A 25,034-nucleotide genomic window follows, 5' to 3' on the forward strand; every position below is an offset into this window, starting at 1 on the left:
GATGGTGAAAAAAACGTCATGACCGGCGGAGAGGGGGCGCGCGCCGGAAACTTGACGGCGGCCGGGTCGCGGATGACTATCAGCCCGGAGCCCCAAGGGAACAGGGTCTTCCGCGAGGATCGGCGCAGCGCGCTGCCCGGCCCGTAGCAACGCGGAAGTGGCAGGTAGGCCATCGCCAGGGCAGGAGCGCCTGGCACAGGAAATGACATGGATGCTTCACTCGCGCATGCCGCGCTTGCTTCGCTGGTCGGGCTGGAGCCGGACCATCAACTGCACCGCCTGCGGGCCGATGGCCTGCCCCCTTTGTTCGTCGAACAATGGTGGGGCCATGAATGCCTGGCTGGTGGATTCGATTACTGGGTGGATGTGCTGCATCCGGACGCGGGCCTCGCGTTCGGTGAATGGCCGGGTCGCGAGGCGGCGCTGGTCACCCGCCTGGACGATGGCCAGGACCATCTGCGCTGCGGGTATGTTGCCTCTGCCCATCGGCTGGAGAGCGAGGGCGGCCTGGCGCGCTATCGCCTGCACTGTGTCCCATGGACCTGGCTGCTGGGGCATGCACGGCACAGCCGCGTGTACCAGGAACGCACCGTGCGCGACATCGTCGAGGACGTGCTGGGCGGGCATGGCGAGTTGGCCTGCTGGCGTTGGAGCGAGGACGCCGTAGCCGCTCTGGCCGAGGCGCCTGCGCGCAGCTACTGCGTGCAGTATCGCGAGCCGGACCTGGCCTTCGTGCAGCGCCTGCTGGCCGAAGAGGGAATTGCCGGCGCATTCGAGAGCGACAGCGGCGGGCGGCTGACCCTTGTGCTGTTTTCCGACAGTCGAGCGCAGCCGGAGAACCCTCAGTCCGCCCGCGATGGCGGCATCCGCTTCCATCGCAATGACGGTACCGAAGCGGCGGACACGCTGCAGCAGCTGGGCGCACGTCGCCTGCTGGGCAGCAACCGGTTGTCGCTGGTCACCAGCGATTACCGGGGGCCGGTGCTCCGCCATGTCCAGTTGCCGTTGCAGGCGGGCGGCCAGAGTCCGCGCGAGATCTACGACCCGGTGGGCGCGCATGCCTTCGCCCAGGCGGCCGATGGGCAGCGCCGGGCGCGCCGGGTGGCCGAAGCGCACGAGGCGGGCCTGGCCGGCTGGCTGGGCACCGGCAGCGTTCGAAGCCTGCAGGCGGGCCGCTTCATCCGCGTGCTGGCGGCCGGAACCGCCGCCGCCCCGACCCTCCTTCCAACCGAGGTACTGCACCACGGGTGCAACCCGCCGCCGATCACGCAGGGGCGCGGGCAGCGGCGGGCCGAGCCACCTGCGCCCTGGCTCGCGGCCACCGCAGGGCTGCCGGGAGCCCTGCTTGAGGCGTCCTCGGCGTTGGGCTACGCCAACCGGTTCCGGGCCGTCGACCAGCGGCAGCCATGGCGTCCGGTACTGCAGGACGGGACCGGGGAACGCATCAACCCGCGGCCGCTTGCACCGGGCTACCAGACCGCCCGGGTCATCGCCGGCGATGGCCGGAGTGACGCCGATCTGCATGCCGACAGCCAGGGCCGGGTCCGGGTGCGCCTGCATCTGCAGGGGGCCACCGACGCCGAGGCAACGTGCTGGATGCGGGTGGCGCAGCGCTACGCCGGGCCGGGCGTGGGTTCGCAGTTCCTGCCGCGCGTAGGCCAGGAGGTGCTGGTCGGCTTCCTTGAGGGCGACATCGACCGGCCGCTGGTGCTGGGCGCGCTGTACAACGGCCGTGGTGATGCCGGCGCTGCTCCCACGCCTGCCGGTGCGGCTGCAGCCGGTAGCGACGCAGGCCTGTTCGGCCAGGCCGCCGACAGGCGTCCGAGTGCGCAGGGCAATGCGGCCGGCGGCCACGCCCCTGCCTGGCATGCGATGGCGCCCGGTGAAGGCCAGCACCGGCATGCCGGTGCCTTGTGGGGCATCCAGTCACGGGAGTGGTCCGGTACCGGCTACAACCGCCTGGTATTCGACGACTCCGATGCGCAGCTGCGCCTGCAGTTGGCCAGCAGCCATGCCATCAGCGAACTGAATCTTGGCCACCTGCGGCACCAGGCCGACAACCATCGCGGGTCCCTGCGCGGCGAGGGCGCGGAACTGCGTACCGATGCCTGGGGCGCACTGCGCGCAGAGCGTGGCGCATGGCTGATCGCGCACCCCCGCGCGCCCGCTTCGCCGGCCGGTGAGGCCGTTGCCGCCAGTGCGCTGCTGCAGCAGGCGTCAACCCTGGCCGGGTCCTGGCACGCGATGGCGACCACCCACCGGGCGGTCGGCATGGCCAGCCACGCTCCGTCGGAGGACAGCGCGGGCCTGGCGGGCCTGCAGCGGGTCGCGCGCGCCAGCGTGCCCGGGCAGGACTACGCACAGGCCCGCGCAGGTGGTGAGGGTCGGCCCACCGGCGGCGCCGTGCCGCATACCGAAGAGCCCACGCTCGGGCTGCACGGCCATGCCGGCCTGGCCATGGTGGCCGGGCAGGCGCTGCAGTGGAGCAGTGCCCGGCATGTGGTGCTGGCCAGTGGCCAGCACAGCGATGCCAGCGTGGCCGGTAGCGCGCGCCTGCACGCGATGCAGGCCGTGGGCGTGCTCGCGGCCAGTGGCCGGACCTTTGCTGGCGAGGCTGCATTGAGCGTCGTAGCAGGGCAGGCGGCGCTGGACGTCCGCGCCCAGTCCGCGGAGATCAACGTGCAATCGCGTGCCTCTCTGCGTGCCGCCAGCGCCCAGGCGGCCGTGGAACTGGCCGCACCGCGCACCCTGCATATCGCCACCGCCGGTGGCGCCAGCCTCACCCTGGAGGGCGGCAACCTGGTGGTGAACTGTCCCGGCACCATCACCGTGCATGCCGGGCAGAAGTCCTTCGTCGGGCCCGCGCAGCTCAGCTACGCGCTCCCGGACATGCCAACCAGCACCCTCAGCGAGCAGATTCCGAAGCTGGCCTTCCGCCTGCAGGACATTCCGGGGCCGCAGGGGCATCCGCTGGCAGGCCAGCCCTGGAAGATCGTGCGTACCCGCAGGGCGCTGGACGAGGACATGCGTGATGGCGCGCTGGTACCGGGCAACTGGGCCGAGACCGTTGCCGAAGGGCAGGCCGACGAGCAGGGCGACGTCAGCCTGGACGACGCCCTGTGCGCGAAGATCTGGAACGATGCCGGCCGGTTCCCGGGGCGGCTGTTCCTGGTGCATGGCATCGACGTGATTCCCCTGCAGCGTCCGCGCCCCTACAGCAGCTCGCCAGGCGTGCGCACCACCATGGACACGCTTGAAGCGATCAACTACGGCAAAACCCTGGCCGACCTTCCCGATGATGCGGCGCTGTATGCCTACCGGCAGCGTGCCGAGTACGAGTTCCAGTCGCATATCGACGCCGACCCGGCCCAGCGCAAGGAGATCCAGTGATGGCAGACGGCACCAAGCTGGGCAGCGTCCCGCATACCGCATTGACCTGCCTGGACGGGCAGAAGGGCACCAGCAGCGGTGACTACTACGCGCCACCGGACCGCCAGTTCGCACCGGTGCGGCGCGGCAACAAGGTCGACGCCTACACAGACGGCCGCTCGGCGATGAAGGCGATGGCCGATGCCATCCGCGGCGCGCAGAAGTTCATCTTCATCGCCGACTGGCAGATGAACTTCGACACCGAGCTGGACAGCCGTGGCGGTGCCCACGCCAGCCGACTGAGCGAACTGCTGTTCGACGCCATCAACCAGCGCGGCGTGGATGTGCGGGTGCTGCTCTACGACAGTGTCGAGGCGGCGGCTTACACCCACGAAAACGAGGCGCGCACGGCCCTGTACAAGATGCAGGATGCCAACACGCCGGGGCAGGTGCAGGTCGGCCTGCACAACCCGGCCACCGGCCGCACCGATGCCTTCAACATCGCCTTCTCGCACCACCAGAAGATCCTGGTGGTGGACGGGAAGATCGGCTTCGTCGGCGGCCTGGACATCGCCCACGGGCGCTGGGACGACGGCAACTTCGACGTGGTCTGCGACCCGAAGTTGCATGTGCTCAATGACCACTACAACAATTGCCTGAGCAAGTTTCGGGGCATGACGAGGGCTGAGCAGGACCTGACCCTGGATAAGCCCGATACCAGCCCGGACGCGGTCGGCCGTGTCCGCCCCGGCTTTGCCCAGGCATACGTGCCGGGCCTGGCCATCGCGCTGGACCGGATGAAGGCGCAGTGGGATGCCGGCGCCGCACTGGCCGAACTGCAGGACTATGCGGACAAGCTGGGCGTGCCCGACGCGTTGGAGCGCGAAGGCATCCGCAAGCTTGCCGAGATGGTCATTCCGGGCATGGAAGAAGCCGTGAAGGTACAGCGTTCGGTCGCCAAGACCTTCCTGGCCATTCAAGGGTGGTTGACCGAGATCGAAAAGGAATACGCCGACGTCATCGCTGCTTCCAACCGGGCCGCCGACGAGGCGGTCAAGCTGAACGTCGGCGAGGCTGCCGCCGCCGCGGGGCGCGCAGTGGAAGGCTTCACGAAGATCCAGGCGAAGAAGTTCGGCGAATGGGTCGATGAGCGCAAGGCTGCGATCAAGGACGCCATTCTGGGCCCGATCAAGACGGCCACCACGGTCGTGGGATACGTGCGTGATCCTGACTCGCTGGTCACGGACGCCAAGGCCAAATATGCCGAGATCGAGAACAAGTTCAACAAGGCCAAACAGGCGTGGGAATCGCTGGTGAAGTGGATCAACGAGCCGGTGGATCGCATCCAGCGCCTGCTCGACAGCGGCCGCCAGCCGCGCATGCCGTGGCAGGACGTGCACGCGCGCCTGCAGGGACCGGCGGTGTTCGACATCTGCCGCAACTTCATGCACCGCTGGAACGCCATGGTCTGGCAGAACCAGCGCGGCGACCGTGAAATCGGCACGGCGGTGCGCAAGGTCCTGAACCGTGGCATCCGCGGTGCCAACGACTGGACAGGCGCCGGCCTGCCGGAGCAGACCACGCTGGCACGTGGCATGGAACTGACGCCGTTGAGCGATCAATGGCTGCAGTCGATGGGCGGCATGCAGGCGTTGTTCGGTGACCTGGCCCGGCCGGGCACGGCCGGCGACGTCACCGTACAGATCGTGCGTTCCTCGGGCACGGCATTGCATGCGCTGGAGAAGAAGGGCTGCAAGGAACTCGGCCTGAATCTGGACGATGCCAGTTGCCTGCAGCCGTACTGGGAGCGCAACCAGCCGATGCATTCGATCCTCGATGCGATGGTCAACTGCATCGCCTCGGCGCGCGCTTTTGTCTACCTCGAGACCCAGTTCCTGATTTCCGAATGCGGTTGGTCCGACGCTGAAGCCGGCAGGACAGTGGAGACGGCGATCAAGGGCGGCGAGCGGCGGCCCATGACCCAAGCCGAAAAAAAGAAGGCCGGCTACGTCGACAAGGGCGTGGCCATGAGTGGGCCCATCGGGAAAACCGGCGTTGTGCAGGACCTGGTGAAGCGCAAGCAGGGCGTGAAGTCAGCGGCCAGCAACCCGCTGGTGGCGGCCATCGCTGCGCGCATCCGCCGCGCCATCGTGGCCGGACAGGGCTTCCATGTGTACATCACCTTGCCCGTGCATCCGGAAGGCAGCCTGTTCGACGGCGCTGTGCTGAAGCAGCAGTACTGGGTGCAGCAGACCCTGTTGCGTGGCGACGACAGCCTGATCCGCCGCATCTGCCGTTCGCTGATCGCGCGCGACAAGGACATCCGCGAAGCAAGCGTGGAAGAGGCCGACCTGCAGGCAGAGGTGAAGGCCGAGCGCTGGAAGGAATACCTGTCGGTAATGAACCTGAGAAGTTATGGGGTCCTGGCCGACATCAACCACAAGAATCACTACGCACCGCATACGATCGGCGCCGACCAGGCCACCCCCTTGTACGTGGTGACCGAGCAGTGTTACGTACACTCCAAGCTGCTGATCGTGGACGACGCCGTGGCCATCATTGGAAGTGCGAACTGCAACGACCGCAGCCTGCTGGGCACAGGTGACACCGAGATCGCCGCAGTGATCGTGGACGGTGCGGCCAAGTCGATGGACCTGGGCAATGGCGTGCAGGTGATAACCAGGAAGTTTGCGCGGGATCTGCGGATGAATCTCTGGAAGAAGTTCCTGGGGCAGGCGATTCAAGAGCTGTCAGAGAAAAAGAAGAAACCATACTCTGCAGCTGGAGCTGCGGGGGCGTATCTGCCTTGGTTCCATAAGGTAGATCCAGTTCCGCAGATCGAACAGCCGGCAAGCGCCAGAACTTGGCGGGAGATTAGGGAGATTGCTGACGCTAATTCGGATGCCTATCAGCATGTCTTCACCAATGTCCCACGCGATTCGTTCCCCCGCTATGATTCCGTGTTCCATGGGTTCCCCGCAGCAGGCCTGAGTGACAGGGGACACGTCAAGCGCATGTTGTATGCGCAACCCCCTGTCCTGCAGCCAGACTTCATGCAGGAGCCCAGTGTTGAGAACGACTATGTGACCAGTGCCGTCGGTCGGCATGATGTGCGCAAGGCGACTGACTTCCTCAAGGGCGAGCCAGGACGTCCTCGAATTAAGGGCTTTTGGGTCACCATGCCGCTGCTTTGGGGGAGCAGCATGGACGATCCGGCTGCCACGATGCCGAGCGAGATCATTGCAGCCCTGCCTGTTCAGGTGGATAGGTCAAGTGAATTGGCATACTCGATTCGACATGCTGCCTCGAGTCAAGGAGAAAAGGTGTGAGTGAGTATTTGCTGCTGAAAGCGCTGATTGCGGTGAGTGCTCTGTGCGCCGTGCAAGCTGTGCATGCAGGTTGCAGCTCAATAAATGAAGAAGATGGTCGCTTTCAGGGCAACGGCATGGTGGTCAAGTTTACGCCAAGGTTGGTTGGTGGAGGGGATGCAGTAGGCGCCAGCCTCAGTCGCGCGAACGAGGTAGCACCTTACATAAGAATCAGGACCGGTCCTGATCTGGCTAAATTGAATAATGAGCCATTCGACTCGGATGGTGGTTCGGTCTACTATTTGAAAAATACTGGCCAAGGACAGCGGATCTGCCGTGCTGAGGAATGGAGGCGGCGGGAGTCAAAGCTGATTGGTGAAGCGCCTCCCCAAAGCCTGCATCCTGCAGTCAAGTTGCTGTATCCGTACTTTGAACTGCAAAATGCGTACGAGCTTGATTACGATGCGTCGGGTCAGTTGACATCGATTCAACAGACCGGCACGTCGAGCCGTAAGGTCACAACTTTCTGTGCGCTCTACGACAAGAATGGTCGCGTAGAGGTGGCAAATGAGATTTCTGGGCTGATCGTCTCGGAGGATCCACATTTTCAGTGCTCGGATCTTCGAGATAATCCAGTAAGTGTAGATACAAGATACTTTTCTTATCGGGCTGATGGATTCTTGGCTTTGGACATGATCAAGAAGGCTACACGCAAGATTGGGGAGGGCGCAGAGCAAGAGGACGTCGACTTCGGAACTGAGGCAACTGATGGGGCCTGGTACGCGCAGGGGGATTTTTTCTTTAATGGTGCCAGCTTCCATCACCGCATTGGTGCCTCTTTTCAGATGAGCGATAAGCGTGGGCTTACTGGTATACAGAGTGGATCCTTTGCCATTGCTTCATCCGACGCGACGCCCGTCTTTGAGCAACGTAGTCGGGATGAAGGTAGGGAGTTGAACTACACCTTCCCTGGAGAGCGTGTATCGCCAGATGTGCTGAAGGGGCAATTTGACGGCGTAACCGCATATACGCGTGTTCGTGAGTATTTCCATCGCACGGGACAGCGCATCTTCGAGATTTTTGCTCCGGGCGCAAAGCACCCTCGGGAACGCCAGTGGCGCACGCTGGATCTGAATCGGCAGGAAAACTACGACGCAAAGGGCAAACTCACGCGCGTGATTCTGTCCGGCCCTGTCTCTGGTGACGCCTACACCGAAAACCTGCGCGCCTACGCCGAGAAGGGCGTTTTGAAGCTCACGCCGCTCACCAACGGCTACAGCTCCTACCGCGTGTACGACTATGACGCTGCAGGCAAAGAGTCACTCTCGTTCGTCTGCTGGCGCTACGAAGTCTCGACCAACAAGCCCTACGCCCATTTCCCCTGGTGGGAGCCCGACCCCCGCCCCAAGCGCAGTCGTGAAGCCGAATTGCAGTACGGCAGGACGCAGGTGGGCACGCGGTGCGGCACGCCTGACGGCAAGATGATCGTGGAGGGCATGGGCCCGGTGAAGAAGCTGATGGAAACCAAGTACGGTTTCGGGACGACCAAGCTGGGGTTGCCGGGCGAGTAGGGCGAGACTTCTATCCCTACCTCGTGCCAGGCGCCGGCCTGTCGGAGCAGACCACGCTGGCGCGCGGGATGGAACTGACGCCGTTGAGCGATCAATGGCTGCAGTCGATGGGCGGCATGCAGGCGTTGTTCGGTGACCTGGCCCGGCCGGGCACGGCCGGCGACGTCACCGTACAGATCGTGCGTTCCTCGGGCACGGCATTGCATGCGCTGGAGAAGAAGGGCTGCAAGGAACTCGGCCTGAATCTGGACGATGCCAGTTGCCTGCAGCCGTACTGGGAGCGCAACCAGCCGATGCATTCGATCCTCGATGCGATGGTCAACTGCATCGCCTCGGCGCGCGCTTTTGTCTACCTCGAGACCCAGTTCCTGATTTGCGAATGCGGTTGGTCCGACGCTGAAGCCGGCAGGACGGTGGAGACGGCAATCAAGGGCGGCGAGCGGCGGCCCATGACCCAAGCCGAAAAAAAGAAGGCCGGCTACGTCGACAAGGGCGTGGCCATGAGTGGGCCCATCGGGAAAACCGGCGTTGTGCAGGACCTGGTGAAGCGCAAGCAGGGCGTGAAGTCAGCGGCCAGCAACCCGCTGGTGGCGGCCATCGCTGCGCGCATCCGCCGCGCCATCGTGGCCGGACAGGGCTTCCATGTGTACATCACCTTGCCCGTGCATCCGGAAGGCAGCCTGTTCGACGGTGCCGTGCTGAAGCAGCAGTACTGGGTGCAGCAGACCCTGTTGCGTGGCGACGACAGCCTGATCCGCCGCATCTGCCGTTCACTGATCGCGCGCGACAAGGACATCCGCGAGGCGAGCGTGGAAGAGGCCGATCTGCAGGCAGAGGTGAAGGCCGGGCGCTGGAAGGAATACCTGTCGGTAATGAACCTGAGAAGTTATGGGGTCCTGGCCGACATCAACCACAAGAACCACTACGCACCGCATACGATCGGCGCGGATCAGGCCACCCCCTTGTACGTGGTGACCGAGCAGTGTTACGTACACTCCAAGCTGCTGATCGTGGACGACGCCGTGGCCATCATTGGAAGTGCGAACTGCAACGACCGCAGCCTGCTGGGCACAGGTGACACCGAGATCGCCGCAGTGATCGTGGACGGTGCGGCCAAATCGATGGACCTGGGCAATGGCGTGCAGGTGATAACCCGGAAGTTTGCGCGGGATCTGCGGATGAAACTTTGGAGGAAGTTCCTGGGGCAGGCGCTTGAGACGAAGCCTGAGAAGGGGGACAAGCAATTCGTCCTTTCTGATGCAACCAAAGGTTACTACCCTTTATTCAGCAAGAAAGTTCCGACCCTGGAGGTCGACAAACCGGCAAGTGCCGGAACTTGGGCGGGGATCAGGGGGCTTGCGGATGCCAATTCGGAAGCTTATCAACGTGTCTTCACGAATGTCCCGCGCGACTCTTTCCCTCGCTACGACTCTGTGTTTCATGGATTTCCGGCGGCAGGTCTTAGTGACAAAGGGCACGTCAGGCGCATGCTCTACGCGCAGCCGGCAGATCTGCAGTCAGATTTCATGAAGGAGCCAAGTGTTGTGAACGACTACGTGACCGATGCAGTGGGGCGGCATGATGTGCGTAAGGCGACGGATTTTCTCAGAGGTACCGCAACGCGCCGTGGGATTCAGGGTTTCTGGGTGACCATGCCACTCCTCTGGGGGAGTGACATGGATGATCCGGCTGCAGCGATGCCGAACGAGATCATTGCAATCGTGCCTATTGAGGGGGATCGGTCAACTGAACTAGCGTACTCGGATCGCCATGGTTCTTGGGGGCACGGAGAGCAGGTATGAGTGGGCATCTACTGTTGAGGGCGATGGTGGTCTTAGGGGCCCTGTGTGGTGTGCAAACCGCGCTTGCAGACTGCGGTTCATCAATTGAGAAGGACCTCCGGTTTAAGAATGGTGGGATAGTGATCAAGTTCAGGCCAAGCCCATCGGGCGAGGTGGATGCGGTAGGCGCCAGCCTCAGTCGCGCGAACGAAGACGTCCCCTACGTACGGATTAGTGTCGAGCCAATACTCGGTGAGTTGCACAATAATCCGTTCAACTCGAATGGTGGTGCTATCTATTACTTGGAAGAAAGCGCTCAAGGGCAACGGCTATGCCGCGTTGAAGAGTGGAAGAGGCGGGAATCCAAATTGATTGGCCAAGTGCCGCCTGAGAGCCTGCATTCTGCGGTTAAGCCGGTCTATCCCTATTTCGAGCTGAGCAGGAGCTATGAGCTCCATTATGACTCGGCTGGTAGATTGACTTCGATTCAGAATGTTGACGCGAAAGGGCATAGGGTCACAACGTTCTGTGCACTCTACGACGAAAATGGTCGCATAGAAGTGGCAAATGAGAGTTCTGGATTGATAGTCTCGGATAGGCCAGAGTTCCAGTGTTCGCAGCTCCGCGATATGCCATCCCGCACTACCACTCGATACTTCACTTATCGACCGGATGGATCGCTGGCTTCCGATGTAGAGAAGGAAGCCACGCGTAAACCAGGTGAGGATCCCGACCGCGAGGACACTGGCCCTGGAACCGAGGCGACCGACGGTGCCTGGACGGTGGGGGGCTTCGTCAATGTCGACGATGCTGAATTGAAACGGGTCGTCGGCATTCGCTTTTACGGCGGCGAGAAGCGAGGGATTGTAGGAGTGCGAAGCCCTTCCGTTACCCTGGTTCCGTCTGACGTCACTCCGGTTTTCGCAGAGCGCAGCCACGTCGCGTCACAGGAGGTGCGGTACACGTTCCCCGGTGAACGCGTCCCTCCAGAGGTCGCCAAGGGACACTTTGAGGGAGTCACAGGCTATACCCGTGTGCGTGAGTATCTGCACCGTTCGGGTAGCAGGATTTTCGAAGTATTCGCTCCCGGCGCGAAGCACCCCCGCGAACGCCAGTGGCGCACGCTGGACCTGAATCGTCAGGAAAACTACGACGCAAATGGCAAGCTCACGCGGGTGATTCTGTCCGGCCCGGTTTCCGATGATGACGGCTACACCGAGAACCTGCGCACCTACGCCGAGAAGGGTGCCTTGAAGCTCACGCCTCTCACAAGCGGCTACAGCTCTTACCGCGTGTACGACTATGACGCTGCCGGTAGAGAGACCCTGTCGTTCGTGTGCTGGCGCTACGAAGTCTCGACCAACAAGCCCTACGCCCATTTCCCCTGGTGGGAGCCCGATCCTCGGCCCAAGCGCAGCCGTGAAGCCGAGCTGCAGTACGCCAGGACGCAGGTCGGTACACGCTGCGGCACGCCGGACGGCAAGATGAGCGTGGAGGGAATGGGCCCGGTGAAGAAGCTGATGGAAACGAAGTATGGCTTTGGTACCACGAAGCTCGGTTTGCCGGGCGAATGACGAGTAATGGGCTTTACGTACAGGGATGCATGCCAGGAGGCAGTCATATGAAGTCGATGGGTACGAGACCTCCGCAGAAGCGGGGGTGGTCAGTGGCGGGGCGGCGGGCAGGGGGCGTAATGCTGGCGTGTGCCGTGCTCAGCCCCTCGGCCTGGGCCTGTGGGGATAAGGTGGCAAACGATCCCTGGGTTTCCCCTTGGAAGATGGAGTACATCAGCGTTCTGACGTCCCCTCTGATCGATGACTATGCAACGGAGCTGAGAGAAGCATCGCCCATGGCCGATGGTCGCCTCTCGCTTCCGCAGATCAGGCTCAGTCGTTCGAATTCGGCGTCGCGCACGCTTCCCTTCTCCCTGCTGGGTGGGAGCATTGTGTACGTCCAGTCGGAAGACGGGGCCGGTGAACGTGTCTGCCGCGAGGAGCTGTGGCGGAGCCGGAAATCTGGTAGCTGGAATTCGGAAACGGGCGGCTTGGTGTCCCGCGAAGTGCCTTTGTCCCCTCCTACCGCCGTCGAGATTGATCCTTCAGCGAGAACAGCGGCTGCCGGACTTCTCCGGACAATATCCAAGGACTTCGTGCTCGCCGAAGCGCGTGATTATCTCTACGACGACCAGGAACGCCTCGTCGAGATCCGCAAGCACGGGCGTGGACCGGATGGCATGTTGTTCAGCCAGACATTGAACTGCATGAAGTATGACAAGCACAGTCGCCCGACATGGTCGGCGCAGCCAACTCCGGCCAGTCTGCGTCAAGGTGGAGAGGGATTGACCTGTGATCAGATGGATCAAGGCAACGCACTGGTGCAACGATATCTGCTCGACGATGATGGCCGGATGTATGCCTCCGTCAGATCAACGCCGCCGTCGCCATCGATGGGGCGGAATGTCATGGCATCGGTCAGGGGTACGTCCGGGTGGACCGGCGTTGCGGAGTACATAAGGCCGTCCGAGCGAAGCGTCTACGGATATGAGACCTATGCGATGGCCCGGATGGATCAGCAACTGGGGGTTTACGCGATCAACAGCATCGAAGGGGATCTGTTGCCGGCCGATGCGCAGCCTCTCTATCAGGATGCCGTCACCCGGCTGGGCGTGAAGGGTGCAGACCTGCGGTACGACTTCGTCAACGTCACCATTCCCGCCGAGGTGGGAATGAATGGGTTCTCGCAACTGTCGACCTATCCCCGGATCCGTAGTCATCGCGTTGCGGAGAAGATGCGGGTTCACGAAGTGCTTGATGCAGATTCCCACGCACTGCGTCGGCGGGCCTGGGCCAGCGATTCCGGGCCGGTCTATCGCCAGGAGGATTACGATAAGGCTGGACGCCTGGTGCAGGTCATCAATGGCGGGGTGAATCCTGACGTACCGATGCCGGAAGACGCCATCGCTGCAGACGGATTCGATGCACGCGTGCTCCAAGGGTCGGGCAAAGGTTACAGGGTGTTTCACTTCGACCGGCGAGGACGTCCCGAGCGCGTGCTGGTGTGCGGGAAAATTGCAGCAGGCGCGGAAGCTGGCGATGAAGTGCACTGCGGCAAAGGTGATCGTAGCGTTGTCGTCTACCAGAACAACGAGGTCAGTGGTTTCCTGAAGGATGCCTATGGATGGCGTGACCGGCCTCTGGCCGCAGGCTCTCCGCTCTGACGTCGCAGCTTTTCCACATCCGCTGTGGCTTCCCGTGCTGGTGGGATCGGCGTTCCAGCGGGATCCGATCTGGGCAATCAGGCCACCACAACGAGCGCGCAGCGGGGTGCTCAGCGTTTTGGTGATCACCCCACCGCGCGATCCATCCTGCCGCCGGCGCACGTTCCATTGCCAGGCGAGCAATCCGCCCATCCCCCTGGCGCTTTTCCACACCGGCTGTGGAATGATGCCGAATCAACCTGTGGATAGGTGGACCAGACCCTGACGGCACAAGGCCTTCCACGGTGTGGTGAAAAAACCGCCAGGGCGGATCGGCATCATCGCGGGTGCACGGGGCTGATGGCACCGTAGCGCCGTCGCTGGAGGGGATGGTCATGGGCAACGGCATGCGTGGGTTCGGACTGGTGGGCCTCGCCCTGTTGGCAGGCTGTGGCCAGGCGCCGCCGACTGCACTGGGAACGCTGGAATGGGACCGGATCACCGTGCCAGCCCCGGCGGCCGAAGTGATCGCAGCGGTGGAGGTGCGCGAAGGCCAGCCGGTCAAGGCCGGCACCGTGCTGATGCAGCTGGATCCGGCCCGTGGCGATGCCCAGTTCGCCGCCGCACAGGCCGACACCGCGCGCGCGCAGGCGCAGCTGGAAGAACTGAAGATCGGCCCACGGCAGGAGCAGATCGCGCAGGCCCAGGCACAGCTGGCCGCGCTACGGGCGGAGTCGGTGGAAGCCAGTGCCTACTACCGGCGGGTGCAGCCGCTGGCGCGCCAACGCCTGATCGCCGCCGCCGAGCTGGACCGCGCACGGGCCGCCGCCGGCAATGCCGAGGCCAGCGTGCGCGCCGCCGAGCAGGCCTGGCTGGAGCTGGTGCATGGCAGCCGCGAGCAGGACATCGCCCAGGGCCAGGCGGCCGCCGATGCCGCACAGGCCCAGCAGGTGGTGCAGGGCGTCAACCTGCAGAAGCTGCAGCTGCGCGCCCCCCGCGATGGCGTGGTCGACGCCTTGCCCTATCGGCAGGGCGATCAGGCGCCGATCGGCGCACCACTGGCGGTGATGCTGGTCGGCGAGCGCCCCTATGCGCGCGTCTACCTGCCGCAGCCACTACGGTTGCAGGTCAAGGTCGGGCAGGCCGCGCAGGTGCATCTGGAAGGGCAGGCCGCTGCGTTGAAGGGGCATGTGCGCTCGATCCGCAGCGAACCCTCGTTCACCCCGTACTACGCGCTGACCGGCGATGACGTCGCGCGCCTGAGCTACCTGGCCGAGATCGAAGTGGACGAGGCGACCGACATGCAGAAACTGCCGGCCGGATTGCCGGTGCGGGTGAGCTTCTGAACACCGGCGACGACATTGCCGTGCATGCGCAGGGCCTGACCCGGCGCTTCGGCGATCTGCTGGCCGTGGACAATGTCGACCTGACCGTGCCTCGCGGCCAGGTCTACGGCTTCCTCGGCCCGAACGGCTCGGGCAAGTCGACCACCATCCGCATGCTGTGCGGCCTGCTGGAGCCGAGCGCGGGGCAGATCGAGGTGCTGGGCCTGTCGGTGCCGGAACAGGCCGAGGCGCTGCGCCGCCGCATCGGCTACATGACCCAGCGCTTTTCGCTGTACGAAGACCTGTCGGTGCGCGAGAACCTGGAGTTCCTTGCCGCGATCCAGGACCTGCCGCGCGCGCAGGCCCGGCAGCGTGTCGATGCGCTGCTGCAGCAGTATCGGCTGCAGGACCGGCAGCCACAGTTGGCCGGCACGCTCAGCGGTGGGCAGAAGCAGCGCCTGGCCCTGGCCGGCGCCGTGGTGCATTCGCCCGAACTGCTGTTCCTGGACGAGCCGACCAGCGCGGTCGACCCGGAATCCCGCCGCGATTTCTGGGAAGCCTTGTTCGAACTGGCCGACGCCGGTACCACCGTGCTGGTGTCGACCCACTACATGGACGAGGCCGAGCGCTGCCACCGTCTGGCGATCCTGGATCGCGGCGCGCTGGTGGCTGATGGCACGCCGGCCGAACTCTGTGCGCGGTTGCAAGGGCGCACGCTGCAGGTCACTTCCTCGCAGCCGCGCCAGGCCAGCCGCGCGCTGGCCGAACTGCCCGGCGTGCTGAGCGTGGCGCAGATCGGCACGCAGCTGCGCGTGCTGTGCAGCGAAGACGCGGCCGACACGCCGGCACTGCAGCGCGCCTTGGCCGGTGCCGATCCACAGGCGCATATCGAGGCGGTGGCGCCGAACCTGGAAGACGTGTTCGTCGCCGCTACCCGAGGTCGTGGCAGGGAGCCGGCGGCATGAACCTGCGCCGGCTGTGGGCGATCATGCTCAAGGAGCTGCGCCAGCTGCGCCGCGACCGCATCACGCTGGCGATGATCGTCGGCATTCCGGTGATGCAGCTGTTGCTGTTCGGCTATGCGATCAACCTCAACCTGCGCCATCTTGATGCGGGTGTGGCCGACCAGGCGAACAGCGCGGCCTCGCGCGCGCTGGTGCAGGACATGGTCGCCACCGGTGTGATCACCCCGCGCAGCGAAGCCTACAGCCCGGACCAGTTGATGCAGGCGCTGCGCCGCGGCGAGATCAGCGTCGGCATCGTGGTGCCGGCCGATTTCGAGCGCCGTCGTTTCGATGGGCGCGAAGCGGTGCAGGTGCTGGTCGATGGCAGCGATACCGTGGTGCAGAGTGCGGCGATCCAGCTGGCGCAGGTGCCGCTGGATACGCGCCCGACCAGCAATACGCGACCGCTGCGCGAAGGCAGCATCGCCAGTGGGCAGGTCAGCGTGACCAGCTTCTACAACCCGCAGCGGCGCTCTGCGGTGAATATCGTCCCCGGCTTGATCGGGGTGATCCTGACCATGACCCTGGTGATGTTCACGGCGGTGGCGGTGGTGCGCGAACGCGAGCGAGGCAACATGGAGCTGCTGATCGCCACGCCGGTATCGCGCAGCGAACTGATGGTGGGCAAGGTGCTGCCCTATGCGGCCATCGGCCTGCTGCAGACCACGCTGGTGCTGCTGCTGGGCACCTGGCTGTTCCAGGTACCGATCCGCGGCAGCCTGCTGGACATCTACCTGGCCGCGGTGCTGCTGGTGCTGGCCAACCTGGCGCTGGGCCTGTTGATCTCCACGCGCGCGCGCTCGCAGTTCCAGGCGATGCAGATGACGTTGTTCCTGTTCCTGCCGTCGATCCTGCTGTCCGGCTTCATGTTCCCGTTTGCCGGCATGCCACGGCCGGTGCAGTGGCTGGCCGAAGTGCTGCCGCTGACCCACTTCCTGCGCCTGGTGCGCGGCATCATGCTGCGCGGTGCCTCGCTGTGGGAGCTGTGGCACGACGCACTGGCGCTGCTGGCCTTCATCGTGGTGATGATGACGCTGGCGATCCTGCGCTTCCGCAAGCGCCTGGATTGAAGCATGCCATCCGGTAGTGCCGGCCGCTGGCCGGCATCAATGCCGGTAGGTGCCGACCGTTGGTCGGCACGCCTTACTCCGCCACCACCCGCGCGCGCAGCGAGTTGGTCAGCGCTTCGGTGATCACCACATCCACGAACTGGCCGATCAGCCGAGCCGGTGCCGGGAAGTTCACCGAACGCATGTTCTCGGTCTTGCCGGTCAACTCGTTCGGGTTCTTGCGCGACGGGCCTTCCACCAGCACGGTCTGCACGGTGCCAACCATCTTCTCGGAGATGCCGGCGGCGTGCGCATTGATGCGATCCTGCAGGCGCGATAGGCGCGCGTGCTTCTCCGCATCGCTGATCGTGTCCTCCAGGTCCGCAGCCGGCGTTCCCGGTCGACGCGAATAGATGAAGGAGAAGCTGTGATCGAAGCCGATGTCCTCGATCAGCTTCATGGTCTTCTCGAAATCGGCATCGGTCTCGCCGGGGAAGCCGACGATGAAGTCCGAGCTGATCGAGATGTCCGGGCGCACCGCGCGCAGCTTGCGGATCTTCGACTTGAATTCCAGCGCGGTGTAGCCGCGCTTCATCGCCGACAGCACGCGGTCACTGCCGGCCTGCACCGGCAGGTGCAGGAAGTTGGCCAGCTGCGGCACGTCGCGGAACGCGTCGATCAGCGAATCGCTGAACTCCAGCGGGTGCGAGGTGGTGAAGCGGATGCGGCCGACGCCGTCGATCTCGGCGATGGTGCGGATCAGCAGGCCGAGGTCGGCGAATTCGCCATCGCCATACGGGCCGCGATAGGCGTTGACGTTCTGCCCGAGCAGGTTGATCTCGCGCACGCCCTGCGCGGCCAGCTGGGCCACTTCCACCACCACGTCCTCGAACGGACGGCTGACTTCAGTGCCGCGGGTGTAGGGCACCACGCAGAACGAGCAGTACTTGGAACAGCCTTCCATGATCGACACGAAGGCCGAGGCGCCCTCGGCGCGCGGCTCGGGCAGGCGGTCGAACTTCTCGATCTCGGGGAAGCTGATGTCCACCTGCGGGCGCTTCTGCTCGCGGCGGGCACGGATCAGTTCCGGCAGGCGGTGCAGGGTCTGCGGGCCGAACACCAGGTCCACGAACGGCGCGCGCTTGATGATCGCCTCGCCTTCCTGCGAGGCGACGCAGCCGCCCACGCCGATGATCACTTCACGGCCCTTGTTCTTCAGGCCCTTCCACACGCCCAGCTGGCTGAACACCTTTTCCTGCGCCTTCTCGCGGATGGAACAGGTGTTGACCAGGATGACGTCGGCGTCATCCGGGGTGTCGGTCAGTTCCAGGCCATCGCTGGCGGCAAGCACGTCGGCCATCTTGGCCGAGTCGTACTCGTTCATCTGGCAACCGTGGGTCTTGATGTACAGCTTGCCTTTCACCTGGTCGGGCTTGCGCGGACCGGCGGGCAGGGCAACGAGCGGGGTACCGCCGGGGGCGGGCGGAAAGACGTCTGGCGTCCCGGTCATGGCGCTTAATCCATTCGGGTGGCGGGAAAGCGGGCAATTCTACCCGCATCCCGGCCCTCCCGCCGTCCGCCGGTGGCTGGTCGGCCCCGGGGGGGGGGCGACGCGATTACGCCGCCGCCAGCTCCGCGTCGATCTGCCGCGAGCGGTCGAACGCCGTCATCGCGCTGATCCGTTCGATGTAGGCGGCCGTTGCCGGTGCCGGCTGCACCAGGCCGAAGGCACTGGTCCAGGCCAGCGCATTGCCCCACAGCACGTCGGCGGCGCTCATCGTCTCGCCCAGCAGGTACGGTCCCTGCGCCAGCTGGGCCTCGATCACCTGCAGCACGGTCTCGGCGTCGTTGTACGGCGACATGAGGCGCGGCGGCGGCTCGCGGTGCATCGCCTTGTCGATCATCGCCGGCTCGAAGCAGGCACCGTAGAAGGCCATCCAGCGCAGGTAGGGCCCGCGCAGGGCGTCACCGATCGGTGGTGCCAGCCCCGCTTCCGGGTACAGGTCGGCCAGGTACAGGTAGATCGCCACCTGTTCGGTCACCAGCGCACCGTTGTGGACGATGGCCGGCACCTTGCCCATCGGGTTGATGGCCAGGTAGGCCGGGGCCAGGTTGGCGCCGGCCTTCAGGTCCAACACCTGCATGCGGTAGTCGGCGCCCAGCGCTTCGAGCAGGGCCACGGCGCCGCTCGAGCGTGAACGAGTGGCGTGGTACAGGGTGATCTGGCGTGAGGTCATGGCATTGCTCCTTGCGGTGGGTGGTGAACTGGAAGCCATCCTGGGGCACTATTGCGGACGACTTCTGTCCTCGATCCTTCATGCGCCATACCGCCCATCGACTGCTGCGCCTGATCGCCCTGCTGCAGGCCCGCCGCCAGTGGTCGGGGGCCGAATTGGCCGAACGCATGGGCGTGGACCGGCGCAGCATCCGCCGCGACATCGAGCGCCTGCGCGAACTGGGCTACCCGGTGCAGGCCTCGGCCGGAGTCGGCGGCGGCTACCAGCTGGGAGCCGGTGCACCGGTACTGCCGATGCTGCTGGACGAAGAGGAAGCAACCACCCTGGCCATCGCCCTGCGCGCGGCCTCGGCCACCGTCGCCGGCATCGACGACACCGCGCGCGGCCTGCTGTCCAAGCTCGATCCGCTGGTGCCAACCCGTCGCCGCCAGCAGGCCGGCGAGGTGCATGCCGCCACCGCCACGCTGTCGGACCTGCCGGCCACCGATGCACGCCTGCTCGGACGGCTGGCCCAGCACTGCCGGCAGGCCTCGCGGCTGGCGTTCGAATACCGCAGTGCGCAGGACGCGGTCACCCAGCGTGAGGTCGAAGCCCAGCATCTGGTCAACTATGGCCGCCGCTGGTACCTGCTGGCCTGGGATCTGGGCCGCCAGGACTGGCGCACCCTGCGCGTGGACCGGATGGGCGCGGTGCGCGAATGTACCGAGCCGGGCCTGCATCGGCGCACCCCGGCGCCGCCGGATGTGATGGTGCGGCAGGCCGTCAGCCAGGCGCCGTTCGCGCTGCAGGCCATCCTGCGCCTGGCCGGCAGCCATTCCGAGCTGGAAGGCCGGATTCCGCCGTGGTGCGGGGTACTGGAGGCCGATGGCACCGATCATTGCCTGCTGCGGATGGGGGCCGAGAGCCGCGGCATGATGCTGGCGCAGATCCTCAGCCTGGACCGCGTGCCCGTGGCCCTGTGGACCACGCCACCGGAGCTGCGCGACGAACTGGCGCAGCGCCTGGCGGGCCTGGGCCAGCTGCTGGCTGTGCCGACGGTCACAGCCTGAGCCACGTCGCTTGGCAAGCCCCGGCGAAGCTGGGACACTCGCCGCCATGAAGGGGATACTGGGGACAACGGCGATCATCATCGCTGCGCTGACCGCTGCGCCGGCCAGCGCCGGTACCCTGTACAAGTGCCAGGGCGCCGATGGCGTCACCAGTTACGTCAGCAAGCGCGTGGCCGGGGCCCGCTGCAGCGCCATCAGCTACAGCCGCGATACCCGCCCGGTGTCGCGCCCGGTGGTGGCCGCACCGAAACCCGCGCCAGCCACCACCGTGGCCAGCATCGAGCGCAATCCGGTGGCCGTGGCGGCCAGCGCTGCGACGCCCGCAGTGGCTGCACCCGCACCCGCACCTGCCTCCGTGCCCACGGCCGCAACCGCCTCGCGCGGTGGGCGCATGGTCAGCGGCCAGGTCTATTCCTTCATGAAGGACGGCGTGCGCCATTACACCAGTGCGCGGCCGACCCAGGTGGCCAACCTGGGGCCGGTGCGGACCATCCGCTACAGCTTCATGGAGCGCTGCTACGCCTGTGGGGTCAATCCGCGCGTGGACTTCGGCACGGTGCGCCTGAACACCACGGCGTTCCAGGGCGAAATCACCTCGGCAGCGCGCGAGTTCGGTGTCGAGGAGGCGGTGGTACGCGCGATCATCCATGCCGAATCGGCCTACAACCCGACCGCGCTCAGCCGAGCCGGTGCGCAGGGCCTGATGCAGTTGATGCCACCGACTGCCGCCCGCTTCGGCGTCAGTGACTCCTACGACGCCGGGCAGAACATCCGCGGCGGCGTGCAGTACCTTGCGTGGCTGTTGAAGCGCTTCAACGGTGACCTGACTCTCGCGGCAGCCGGCTACAACGCGGGCGAGGGCGCGGTCGACCGTCATGGTGGCGTGCCGCCGTACAGCGAGACCCAGTACTACGTGCGCCGGGTCGGCCAGCTGGCGGACCGCTACCGCAGTGCCCTGAGCCACCAGTAGGTGCCGACCGTTGGTCTGCACGCTCTAAACGGTAGGTGCCGACTGTCAGTCGGCACGCCTTCAAAAGATTGTTGCAGTGCGTTGTGTGGCGCGCGACGGTTCCGCTACACTCGTCCAAGATTCAATGCGGCTCTGGCCCCCACCGGATCCGCTGGCAGCCTTAAAGCTACCTAATCAATATCGGAGTGCCGGATGGCCAACGATGGGGTACACGATCCAGTCAACACCGGACGTCGGCGTTTTCTTTCCGCCACCACAGCCGTGGTGGGCGCCGTCGGCGTCGGATTCACCGCAGTTCCTTTCATCAAGTCCTGGAACCCCAGTGCCCGCGCCAAGCTTGCCGGCGCACCGGTGGTGGCCGACATCAGCGCCCTGCAGGAAGGCCAACGCCTGATCGTGGAATGGCGCGGCCAGCCGATCTGGATCGTCAAGCGGTCCAAGGCGATCCTGGATGCGCTGCACGGACTGGATGGCCGCCTCAAGGACCCCGAGTCCGGCGAGAAGGACCAGCAGCCGGACTACGTGCTGAAGCAGAATCCCGAGCTGCGCTCGATCAAGCCGGACATCTCCGTGCTGGTCGGCCTGTGCACGCACCTGGGCTGCTCGCCTGAAATGGTCGCCGAGATCCGGCCCGAGCCCTACGACCCGCAGTGGAAGGGGGGGTATTTCTGCCCCTGCCACAAGTCGCGCTTCGACATGTCCGGCCGCGTCTTCAAGGACGTGCCGGCGCCCATCAACCTGAAGGTGCCCGCGCACCACTACCAGGACGACAACACCATCATCATCGGTGTCGATCCGCAGGGGGCTGCCTGATGGCCAATATCCTCAGCCGTACCGCCAGTGGCGTCGCCGACTGGGTCAATGCCCGCGCGCCGGGCCTGATGCCGGTCTACCGCAAGCATGTCAGCGAGTACTACGCGCCGAAGAACTTCAACATCTGGTACTACTTCGGTTCGCTGGCGCTGCTGGTGCTGGTCAACCAGATCGTCACCGGCATCTTCCTGACGATGCACTACAAGACCAACGCCGCCGAGGCGTTCGGCTCCATCGAATACATCATGCGGGACGTGGAGTGGGGCTGGCTGATCCGCTACATGCACTCCACCGGGGCCTCGCTGTTCTTCATCGTGGTCTACCTGCACATGTTCCGCGGGCTGCTGTACGGCAGTTACCAGAAACCGCGCGAACTGGTGTGGATCCTCGGCATGCTGATCTACCTGGTGCTGATGGCCGAAGCCTTCATGGGCTACGTGCTGCCGTGGGGCCAGATGTCGTTCTGGGGCGCCAAGGTGATCATCTCGCTGTTCGGCGCGATACCGGTGATCGGCAACGGCCTGACCGAATGGATCATGGGCGACTACCTGCCCAGCGACGCCACGCTCAACCGCTTCTTCGCGCTGCACGTCATCGCCCTGCCGCTGGTGCTGCTGCTGCTGGTGGTGCTGCATCTGGGCGCGCTGCACGAAGTGGGTTCGAACAACCCGGATGGCGTGGAGATCAAGAAGGGTCCGAAGGGCAACCGCTGGTCGCCGAACGCCCCGGCCGACGGCATTCCGTTCCACCCGTACTACACGCTCAAGGATGGTGTCGGCGCCGGCTTCCTGCTGATCATCGCGGCCTTCATCATCTTCTTCGCGCCTGGTTTCGGCGGCCTGTTCCTGGAACACGACAACTTCACCGAGGCCAACCGCCTGGTCACCCCGGAACACATCAAGCCGGTCTGGTACTACACGCCGTACTACGCGATGTTGCGCGTGGTGCCGAACAAGCTGGGCGGCGTGCTGGTGATGTTCTCGGCCATCGCGATCCTGTTCCTGGTGCCGTGGCTGGACAAGGCGCGGGTGAAGTCGGTGCGCTACCGCGGCTGGATCTCGAAGGTGATGCTGGGCGTGCTGGCGGTGTGCTTCGTGTGGCTGGGCGTGATCGGTTCCGGCCCCGGCACCGACGTGCACGAGACCTACATCGGGCGGGTGCTGACCTTCCTGTACTTCGCGTTCTTCATCACCATGCCGCTATGGACAAGGTTGGACAAGACCAAGCCGGTACCGGAGAGGGTGACCACGCATGACTGAGCGCTGGATGGTCCGGCTGGCCCTGGCGGCCACCCTGATGCTGGGCAGTTTCCTGGCCTCCGCCGCCGAGGGCGGCACCAAGCTGCTGCAGGCCGGCAACGACCTCGGTGACCGCGCATCGCTGCAGCGCGGCGCGCAGCTGTACATGAACTACTGCTCCGGCTGCCACGCGCTGAAGTACCTGCGCTATTCGCGGATGGCGCAGGACCTGGGCCTGACCGAGGAAGAGGTGATGAACAACCTCAACTTCACCGGCTCGGCGATCGGCGACCCGATTCCGGTGGCGATGCCCAAGGAGAATGCCGAGAAATGGTTCGGCAAGATGCCGCCGGACCTCAGCCTGATCTCGCGGGTGCGGGGCAGCGACTGGGTCTACACCTACCTCAAGTCGTTCTACCTGGACAGCAGCCGGCCACTGGGCTGGAACAATGCGCTGTTTGCCAACGCGTCCATGCCCAACCCGCTGTGGGAGATGCAGGGCCTGCAGCACGCCGTGCACGGCAAGCCCGAAGCGCCGGGCATGGACCCGCCGGTGACCGGGCTCAAGCTCGAAACGCCGGGTTCGGTCGATGCCGGCCAGTACGACCAGGCGGTGCGGGACATCACCAACTTCCTCGAATATGCCGGCGAGCCGGCCGCGCTCAAGCGCCAGCAGCTGGGCGTGTGGGTGATCCTGTTCCTGGCCCTGTTGACCTTCCTGCTGTACCTGCTGAAGAAGGAATACTGGAAGGACGTCCACTGATTCTGCGGCCGGCCATCGCACGGGCCTATTGGCTTTTGTGATGGTCGGTTGCACACTCGGGGAGGAGTCGACCGCTGGCACGGTGCTGGCGGCGCCGATGCGGCAGGCGGTCTCCTGTCGTAGGAGAGCCTTTGATGGCGGCGAGCGTACGCATGCGCAATACACTGACGCTGTTTTCCTCGAACGACGATGTGCTGTGCCACCGTGTACGCCTGGTCCTGGCGGCCAAGGGGGTCACCTTCGACTTCGTTCCGGTCGATCCGCAGAACCCGCCTGAAGACCTGATCGACCTCAATCCGTACCACTCGGTGCCAACCCTGGTCGAGCGCGAACTGGTGCTGTACGCCGCGTCGGTGGTCAGCGAATACCTGGACGAGCGCTACCCGCATCCGCCGCTGATGCCGGTCGATCCGCTCTCGCGCGCACGCATCCGCCTGGCCATGCTGCGCATCGAGCACGACTGGGTGCCACAGGTGCAGGCCATCCAGCTGGGCAACAAGACCCAGGCCGAGGCCGGTCGCAAGCGCCTGAAGGAACTGCTGACTGCGTCGTTGCCGCTGTTCAAGGCCAGCAAGTTCTTCCTCAATCCGGAAATGAGCCTGGCCGACTGCGCGATGGCACCGATCATCTGGCGCCTGCAGTCACTGGATGTGCCGCTGCCCAAGGACGGCAAGGCGATCGAGGACTACGGCAACCGCATCTTCCGCCACCCGGGTTTCGTCCGCAGCCTGACCGAGCAGGAAAAGAAGCTGCGCGATCTGCCGGTCTGATCCGGCCATGCCTTACCCGTCTGCACGCCGACCGGTGTGCAGGCGATCCGCCCCGGCGGGGCGCCGGGCGCGTACACTTCACGCATGACCGAAGACTTCTTCCACATGACCAGCCACCGCCCGTACCTGCTGCGGGCGCTGGTGGAATGGATCAACGACAACCAGCTGACCCCGCACATCCTGGTCGACGCCGGCGTCCCCGGCGTGCAGGTCCCGCCTTCGGCGGTCAAGGATGGCCGGGTGGTGCTCAACATCGCAGAACGTGCCGTCGTGCGGTTGATGATCGACAACGAGATGGTGAGCTTCTCGGCGCGCTTCTCCGGCACCAGCTATCCGGTGCAGGTGCCGATCAGCGCCGTGCTGGCGGTCTACGCCCGCGAGACCGGGCAGGGCATGGCGCTGCCGGACGACATCCCGGGCAACGAGACTGCGCCGACCAGCGATGAACTGCTGCATGACGAAGGTGCGCCGCCGGACGATACGCCGCCGGCCAGCCCGCCGCCCAAGGGGCGCCCGAACCTGCGCGTGGTCAAGTAATCTTTCCGACGCCGCCCCGATGGGCGGCGTTTTTCGTTTGCCGGTTCAGAGGTG

General features: G+C 65.0%; 18 protein-coding genes. 16 read left to right on the top strand and 2 right to left on the bottom strand.

Annotation, left to right across the window (positions count from 1 at the left end; translation table 11 throughout):
* Positions 1-207 precede the first annotated feature (207 nt).
* From O0J73_RS08610 to O0J73_RS08650, 9 genes are all read left to right on the top strand, one after another.
* Positions 208-3,390 carry a type VI secretion system Vgr family protein gene (locus O0J73_RS08610; RefSeq protein WP_308308488.1) on the top strand — a complete coding sequence of 1,061 codons (3,183 nt, stop codon included), beginning with the start codon at positions 208-210 and terminating at the stop codon, positions 3,388-3,390.
* On the top strand, positions 3,390-6,698 hold the full coding sequence (locus O0J73_RS08615) for a phospholipase D-like domain-containing protein (RefSeq protein WP_308308489.1): 3,309 nt from the start codon (positions 3,390-3,392) through the stop codon (positions 6,696-6,698). The genes O0J73_RS08610 and O0J73_RS08615 overlap by 1 nt, the downstream gene beginning before the upstream one ends.
* Positions 6,695-8,248 (top strand): hypothetical protein, encoded by a 1,554-nt coding sequence (locus O0J73_RS08620; RefSeq protein ID WP_308308490.1) that lies wholly within the window; start codon positions 6,695-6,697, stop codon positions 8,246-8,248. Before O0J73_RS08615 ends, O0J73_RS08620 begins: the two co-directional genes overlap by 4 nt.
* A gap of 68 nt (positions 8,249-8,316) precedes the next feature.
* Positions 8,317-10,050: a phospholipase D-like domain-containing protein gene (locus tag O0J73_RS08625; RefSeq protein WP_308308491.1), complete on the top strand. Its 1,734-nt coding sequence runs from the start codon at positions 8,317-8,319 to the stop codon at positions 10,048-10,050.
* Between the two features lie 119 nt (positions 10,051-10,169).
* Positions 10,170-11,603, top strand: coding sequence for a hypothetical protein (locus O0J73_RS08630; protein WP_308308492.1), 1,434 nt, complete (start codon positions 10,170-10,172; stop codon positions 11,601-11,603).
* 275 nt (positions 11,604-11,878) lie between these two features.
* On the top strand, positions 11,879-13,246 hold the full coding sequence (locus O0J73_RS08635) for a hypothetical protein (RefSeq protein ID WP_197564747.1): 1,368 nt from the start codon (positions 11,879-11,881) through the stop codon (positions 13,244-13,246).
* 368 nt (positions 13,247-13,614) lie between these two features.
* On the top strand, positions 13,615-14,571 hold the full coding sequence (locus tag O0J73_RS08640; protein ID WP_308308494.1) for an HlyD family efflux transporter periplasmic adaptor subunit: 957 nt from the start codon (positions 13,615-13,617) through the stop codon (positions 14,569-14,571).
* 20 nt (positions 14,572-14,591) lie between these two features.
* A complete protein-coding gene (locus O0J73_RS08645) occupies positions 14,592-15,515 on the top strand; it encodes an ABC transporter ATP-binding protein (RefSeq protein WP_308308495.1) in 924 nt (307 codons plus the stop codon).
* Positions 15,512-16,624, top strand: a complete 1,113-nt coding sequence (locus tag O0J73_RS08650) for an ABC transporter permease (protein ID WP_164085843.1) — start codon at positions 15,512-15,514, stop codon at positions 16,622-16,624. The genes O0J73_RS08645 and O0J73_RS08650 overlap by 4 nt, the downstream gene beginning before the upstream one ends.
* A gap of 73 nt (positions 16,625-16,697) precedes the next feature.
* Here O0J73_RS08650 and miaB read toward each other — a convergent pair whose 3' ends face one another.
* The gene (miaB, locus tag O0J73_RS08655) at positions 16,698-18,113 is read right to left on the bottom strand and encodes a tRNA (N6-isopentenyl adenosine(37)-C2)-methylthiotransferase MiaB (protein WP_197564749.1); all 1,416 of its coding nucleotides are present in this window, start codon (positions 18,111-18,113) and stop codon (positions 16,698-16,700) included.
* 106 nt (positions 18,114-18,219) lie between these two features.
* Entirely contained in the window at positions 18,220-18,840 is a 621-nt protein-coding gene (locus tag O0J73_RS08660) for a glutathione S-transferase family protein (protein WP_197564750.1), read from the bottom strand.
* Positions 18,841-18,920: 80 nt separating this feature from the next.
* On the opposite strand from O0J73_RS08660, the gene O0J73_RS08665 reads away from it, so the two are divergent.
* The 7 genes from O0J73_RS08665 (at position 18,921) to O0J73_RS08695 (ending at position 24,980) form a co-directional block, all read left to right on the top strand.
* Entirely contained in the window at positions 18,921-19,889 is a 969-nt protein-coding gene (locus O0J73_RS08665; RefSeq protein WP_053511664.1) for a YafY family protein, read from the top strand.
* Between the two features lie 46 nt (positions 19,890-19,935).
* On the top strand, positions 19,936-20,859 hold the full coding sequence (locus O0J73_RS08670; RefSeq protein WP_006429448.1) for a lytic transglycosylase domain-containing protein: 924 nt from the start codon (positions 19,936-19,938) through the stop codon (positions 20,857-20,859).
* A 192-nt stretch (positions 20,860-21,051) separates the two neighbouring features.
* Positions 21,052-21,672 (top strand): ubiquinol-cytochrome c reductase iron-sulfur subunit, encoded by a 621-nt coding sequence (petA, locus tag O0J73_RS08675; RefSeq protein ID WP_004151998.1) that lies wholly within the window; start codon positions 21,052-21,054, stop codon positions 21,670-21,672.
* The gene (locus O0J73_RS08680) at positions 21,672-22,931 is read left to right on the top strand and encodes a cytochrome bc complex cytochrome b subunit (RefSeq protein WP_006429450.1); all 1,260 of its coding nucleotides are present in this window, start codon (positions 21,672-21,674) and stop codon (positions 22,929-22,931) included. The genes petA and O0J73_RS08680 overlap by 1 nt, the downstream gene beginning before the upstream one ends.
* The gene (locus O0J73_RS08685) at positions 22,924-23,673 is read left to right on the top strand and encodes a cytochrome c1 (protein WP_006429453.1); all 750 of its coding nucleotides are present in this window, start codon (positions 22,924-22,926) and stop codon (positions 23,671-23,673) included. The genes O0J73_RS08680 and O0J73_RS08685 overlap by 8 nt, the downstream gene beginning before the upstream one ends.
* Positions 23,674-23,807: 134 nt before the next feature.
* The gene (locus tag O0J73_RS08690; protein ID WP_005415948.1) at positions 23,808-24,443 is read left to right on the top strand and encodes a glutathione S-transferase N-terminal domain-containing protein; all 636 of its coding nucleotides are present in this window, start codon (positions 23,808-23,810) and stop codon (positions 24,441-24,443) included.
* An 84-nt stretch (positions 24,444-24,527) separates the two neighbouring features.
* Positions 24,528-24,980: a ClpXP protease specificity-enhancing factor gene (locus O0J73_RS08695; RefSeq protein ID WP_053511667.1), complete on the top strand. Its 453-nt coding sequence runs from the start codon at positions 24,528-24,530 to the stop codon at positions 24,978-24,980.
* Positions 24,981-25,034 lie beyond the last annotated feature (54 nt).

The sequence above is a fragment of the Stenotrophomonas sp. Sm6012 genome (assembly GCF_030985895.1).
GTDB lineage: Bacteria > Pseudomonadota > Gammaproteobacteria > Xanthomonadales > Xanthomonadaceae > Stenotrophomonas > Stenotrophomonas forensis.

What these genes read in the sequence shown, in the direction of transcription:
- O0J73_RS08670 (WP_006429448.1), top strand. Translation starts at nt 19,936, where the DNA reads ATGAAGGGGATACTGGGGACAACGGCGATCATCATCGCTGCGCTGACC.
- O0J73_RS08610 (WP_308308488.1), top strand. Translation starts at nt 208, where the DNA reads ATGGATGCTTCACTCGCGCATGCCGCGCTTGCTTCGCTGGTCGGGCTG.
- miaB (WP_197564749.1), bottom strand. Translation starts at nt 18,113, where the DNA reads ATGACCGGGACGCCAGACGTCTTTCCGCCCGCCCCCGGCGGTACCCCG.
- O0J73_RS08695 (WP_053511667.1), top strand. Translation starts at nt 24,528, where the DNA reads ATGACCGAAGACTTCTTCCACATGACCAGCCACCGCCCGTACCTGCTG.
- O0J73_RS08635 (WP_197564747.1), top strand. Translation starts at nt 11,879, where the DNA reads ATGGCCGATGGTCGCCTCTCGCTTCCGCAGATCAGGCTCAGTCGTTCG.
- O0J73_RS08665 (WP_053511664.1), top strand. Translation starts at nt 18,921, where the DNA reads ATGCGCCATACCGCCCATCGACTGCTGCGCCTGATCGCCCTGCTGCAG.
- petA (WP_004151998.1), top strand. Translation starts at nt 21,052, where the DNA reads ATGGCCAACGATGGGGTACACGATCCAGTCAACACCGGACGTCGGCGT.
- O0J73_RS08660 (WP_197564750.1), bottom strand. Translation starts at nt 18,840, where the DNA reads ATGACCTCACGCCAGATCACCCTGTACCACGCCACTCGTTCACGCTCG.
- O0J73_RS08640 (WP_308308494.1), top strand. Translation starts at nt 13,615, where the DNA reads ATGGTCATGGGCAACGGCATGCGTGGGTTCGGACTGGTGGGCCTCGCC.
- O0J73_RS08615 (WP_308308489.1), top strand. Translation starts at nt 3,390, where the DNA reads ATGGCAGACGGCACCAAGCTGGGCAGCGTCCCGCATACCGCATTGACC.
- O0J73_RS08685 (WP_006429453.1), top strand. Translation starts at nt 22,924, where the DNA reads ATGACTGAGCGCTGGATGGTCCGGCTGGCCCTGGCGGCCACCCTGATG.
- O0J73_RS08690 (WP_005415948.1), top strand. Translation starts at nt 23,808, where the DNA reads ATGGCGGCGAGCGTACGCATGCGCAATACACTGACGCTGTTTTCCTCG.
- O0J73_RS08650 (WP_164085843.1), top strand. Translation starts at nt 15,512, where the DNA reads ATGAACCTGCGCCGGCTGTGGGCGATCATGCTCAAGGAGCTGCGCCAG.
- O0J73_RS08625 (WP_308308491.1), top strand. Translation starts at nt 8,317, where the DNA reads ATGGAACTGACGCCGTTGAGCGATCAATGGCTGCAGTCGATGGGCGGC.
- O0J73_RS08680 (WP_006429450.1), top strand. Translation starts at nt 21,672, where the DNA reads ATGGCCAATATCCTCAGCCGTACCGCCAGTGGCGTCGCCGACTGGGTC.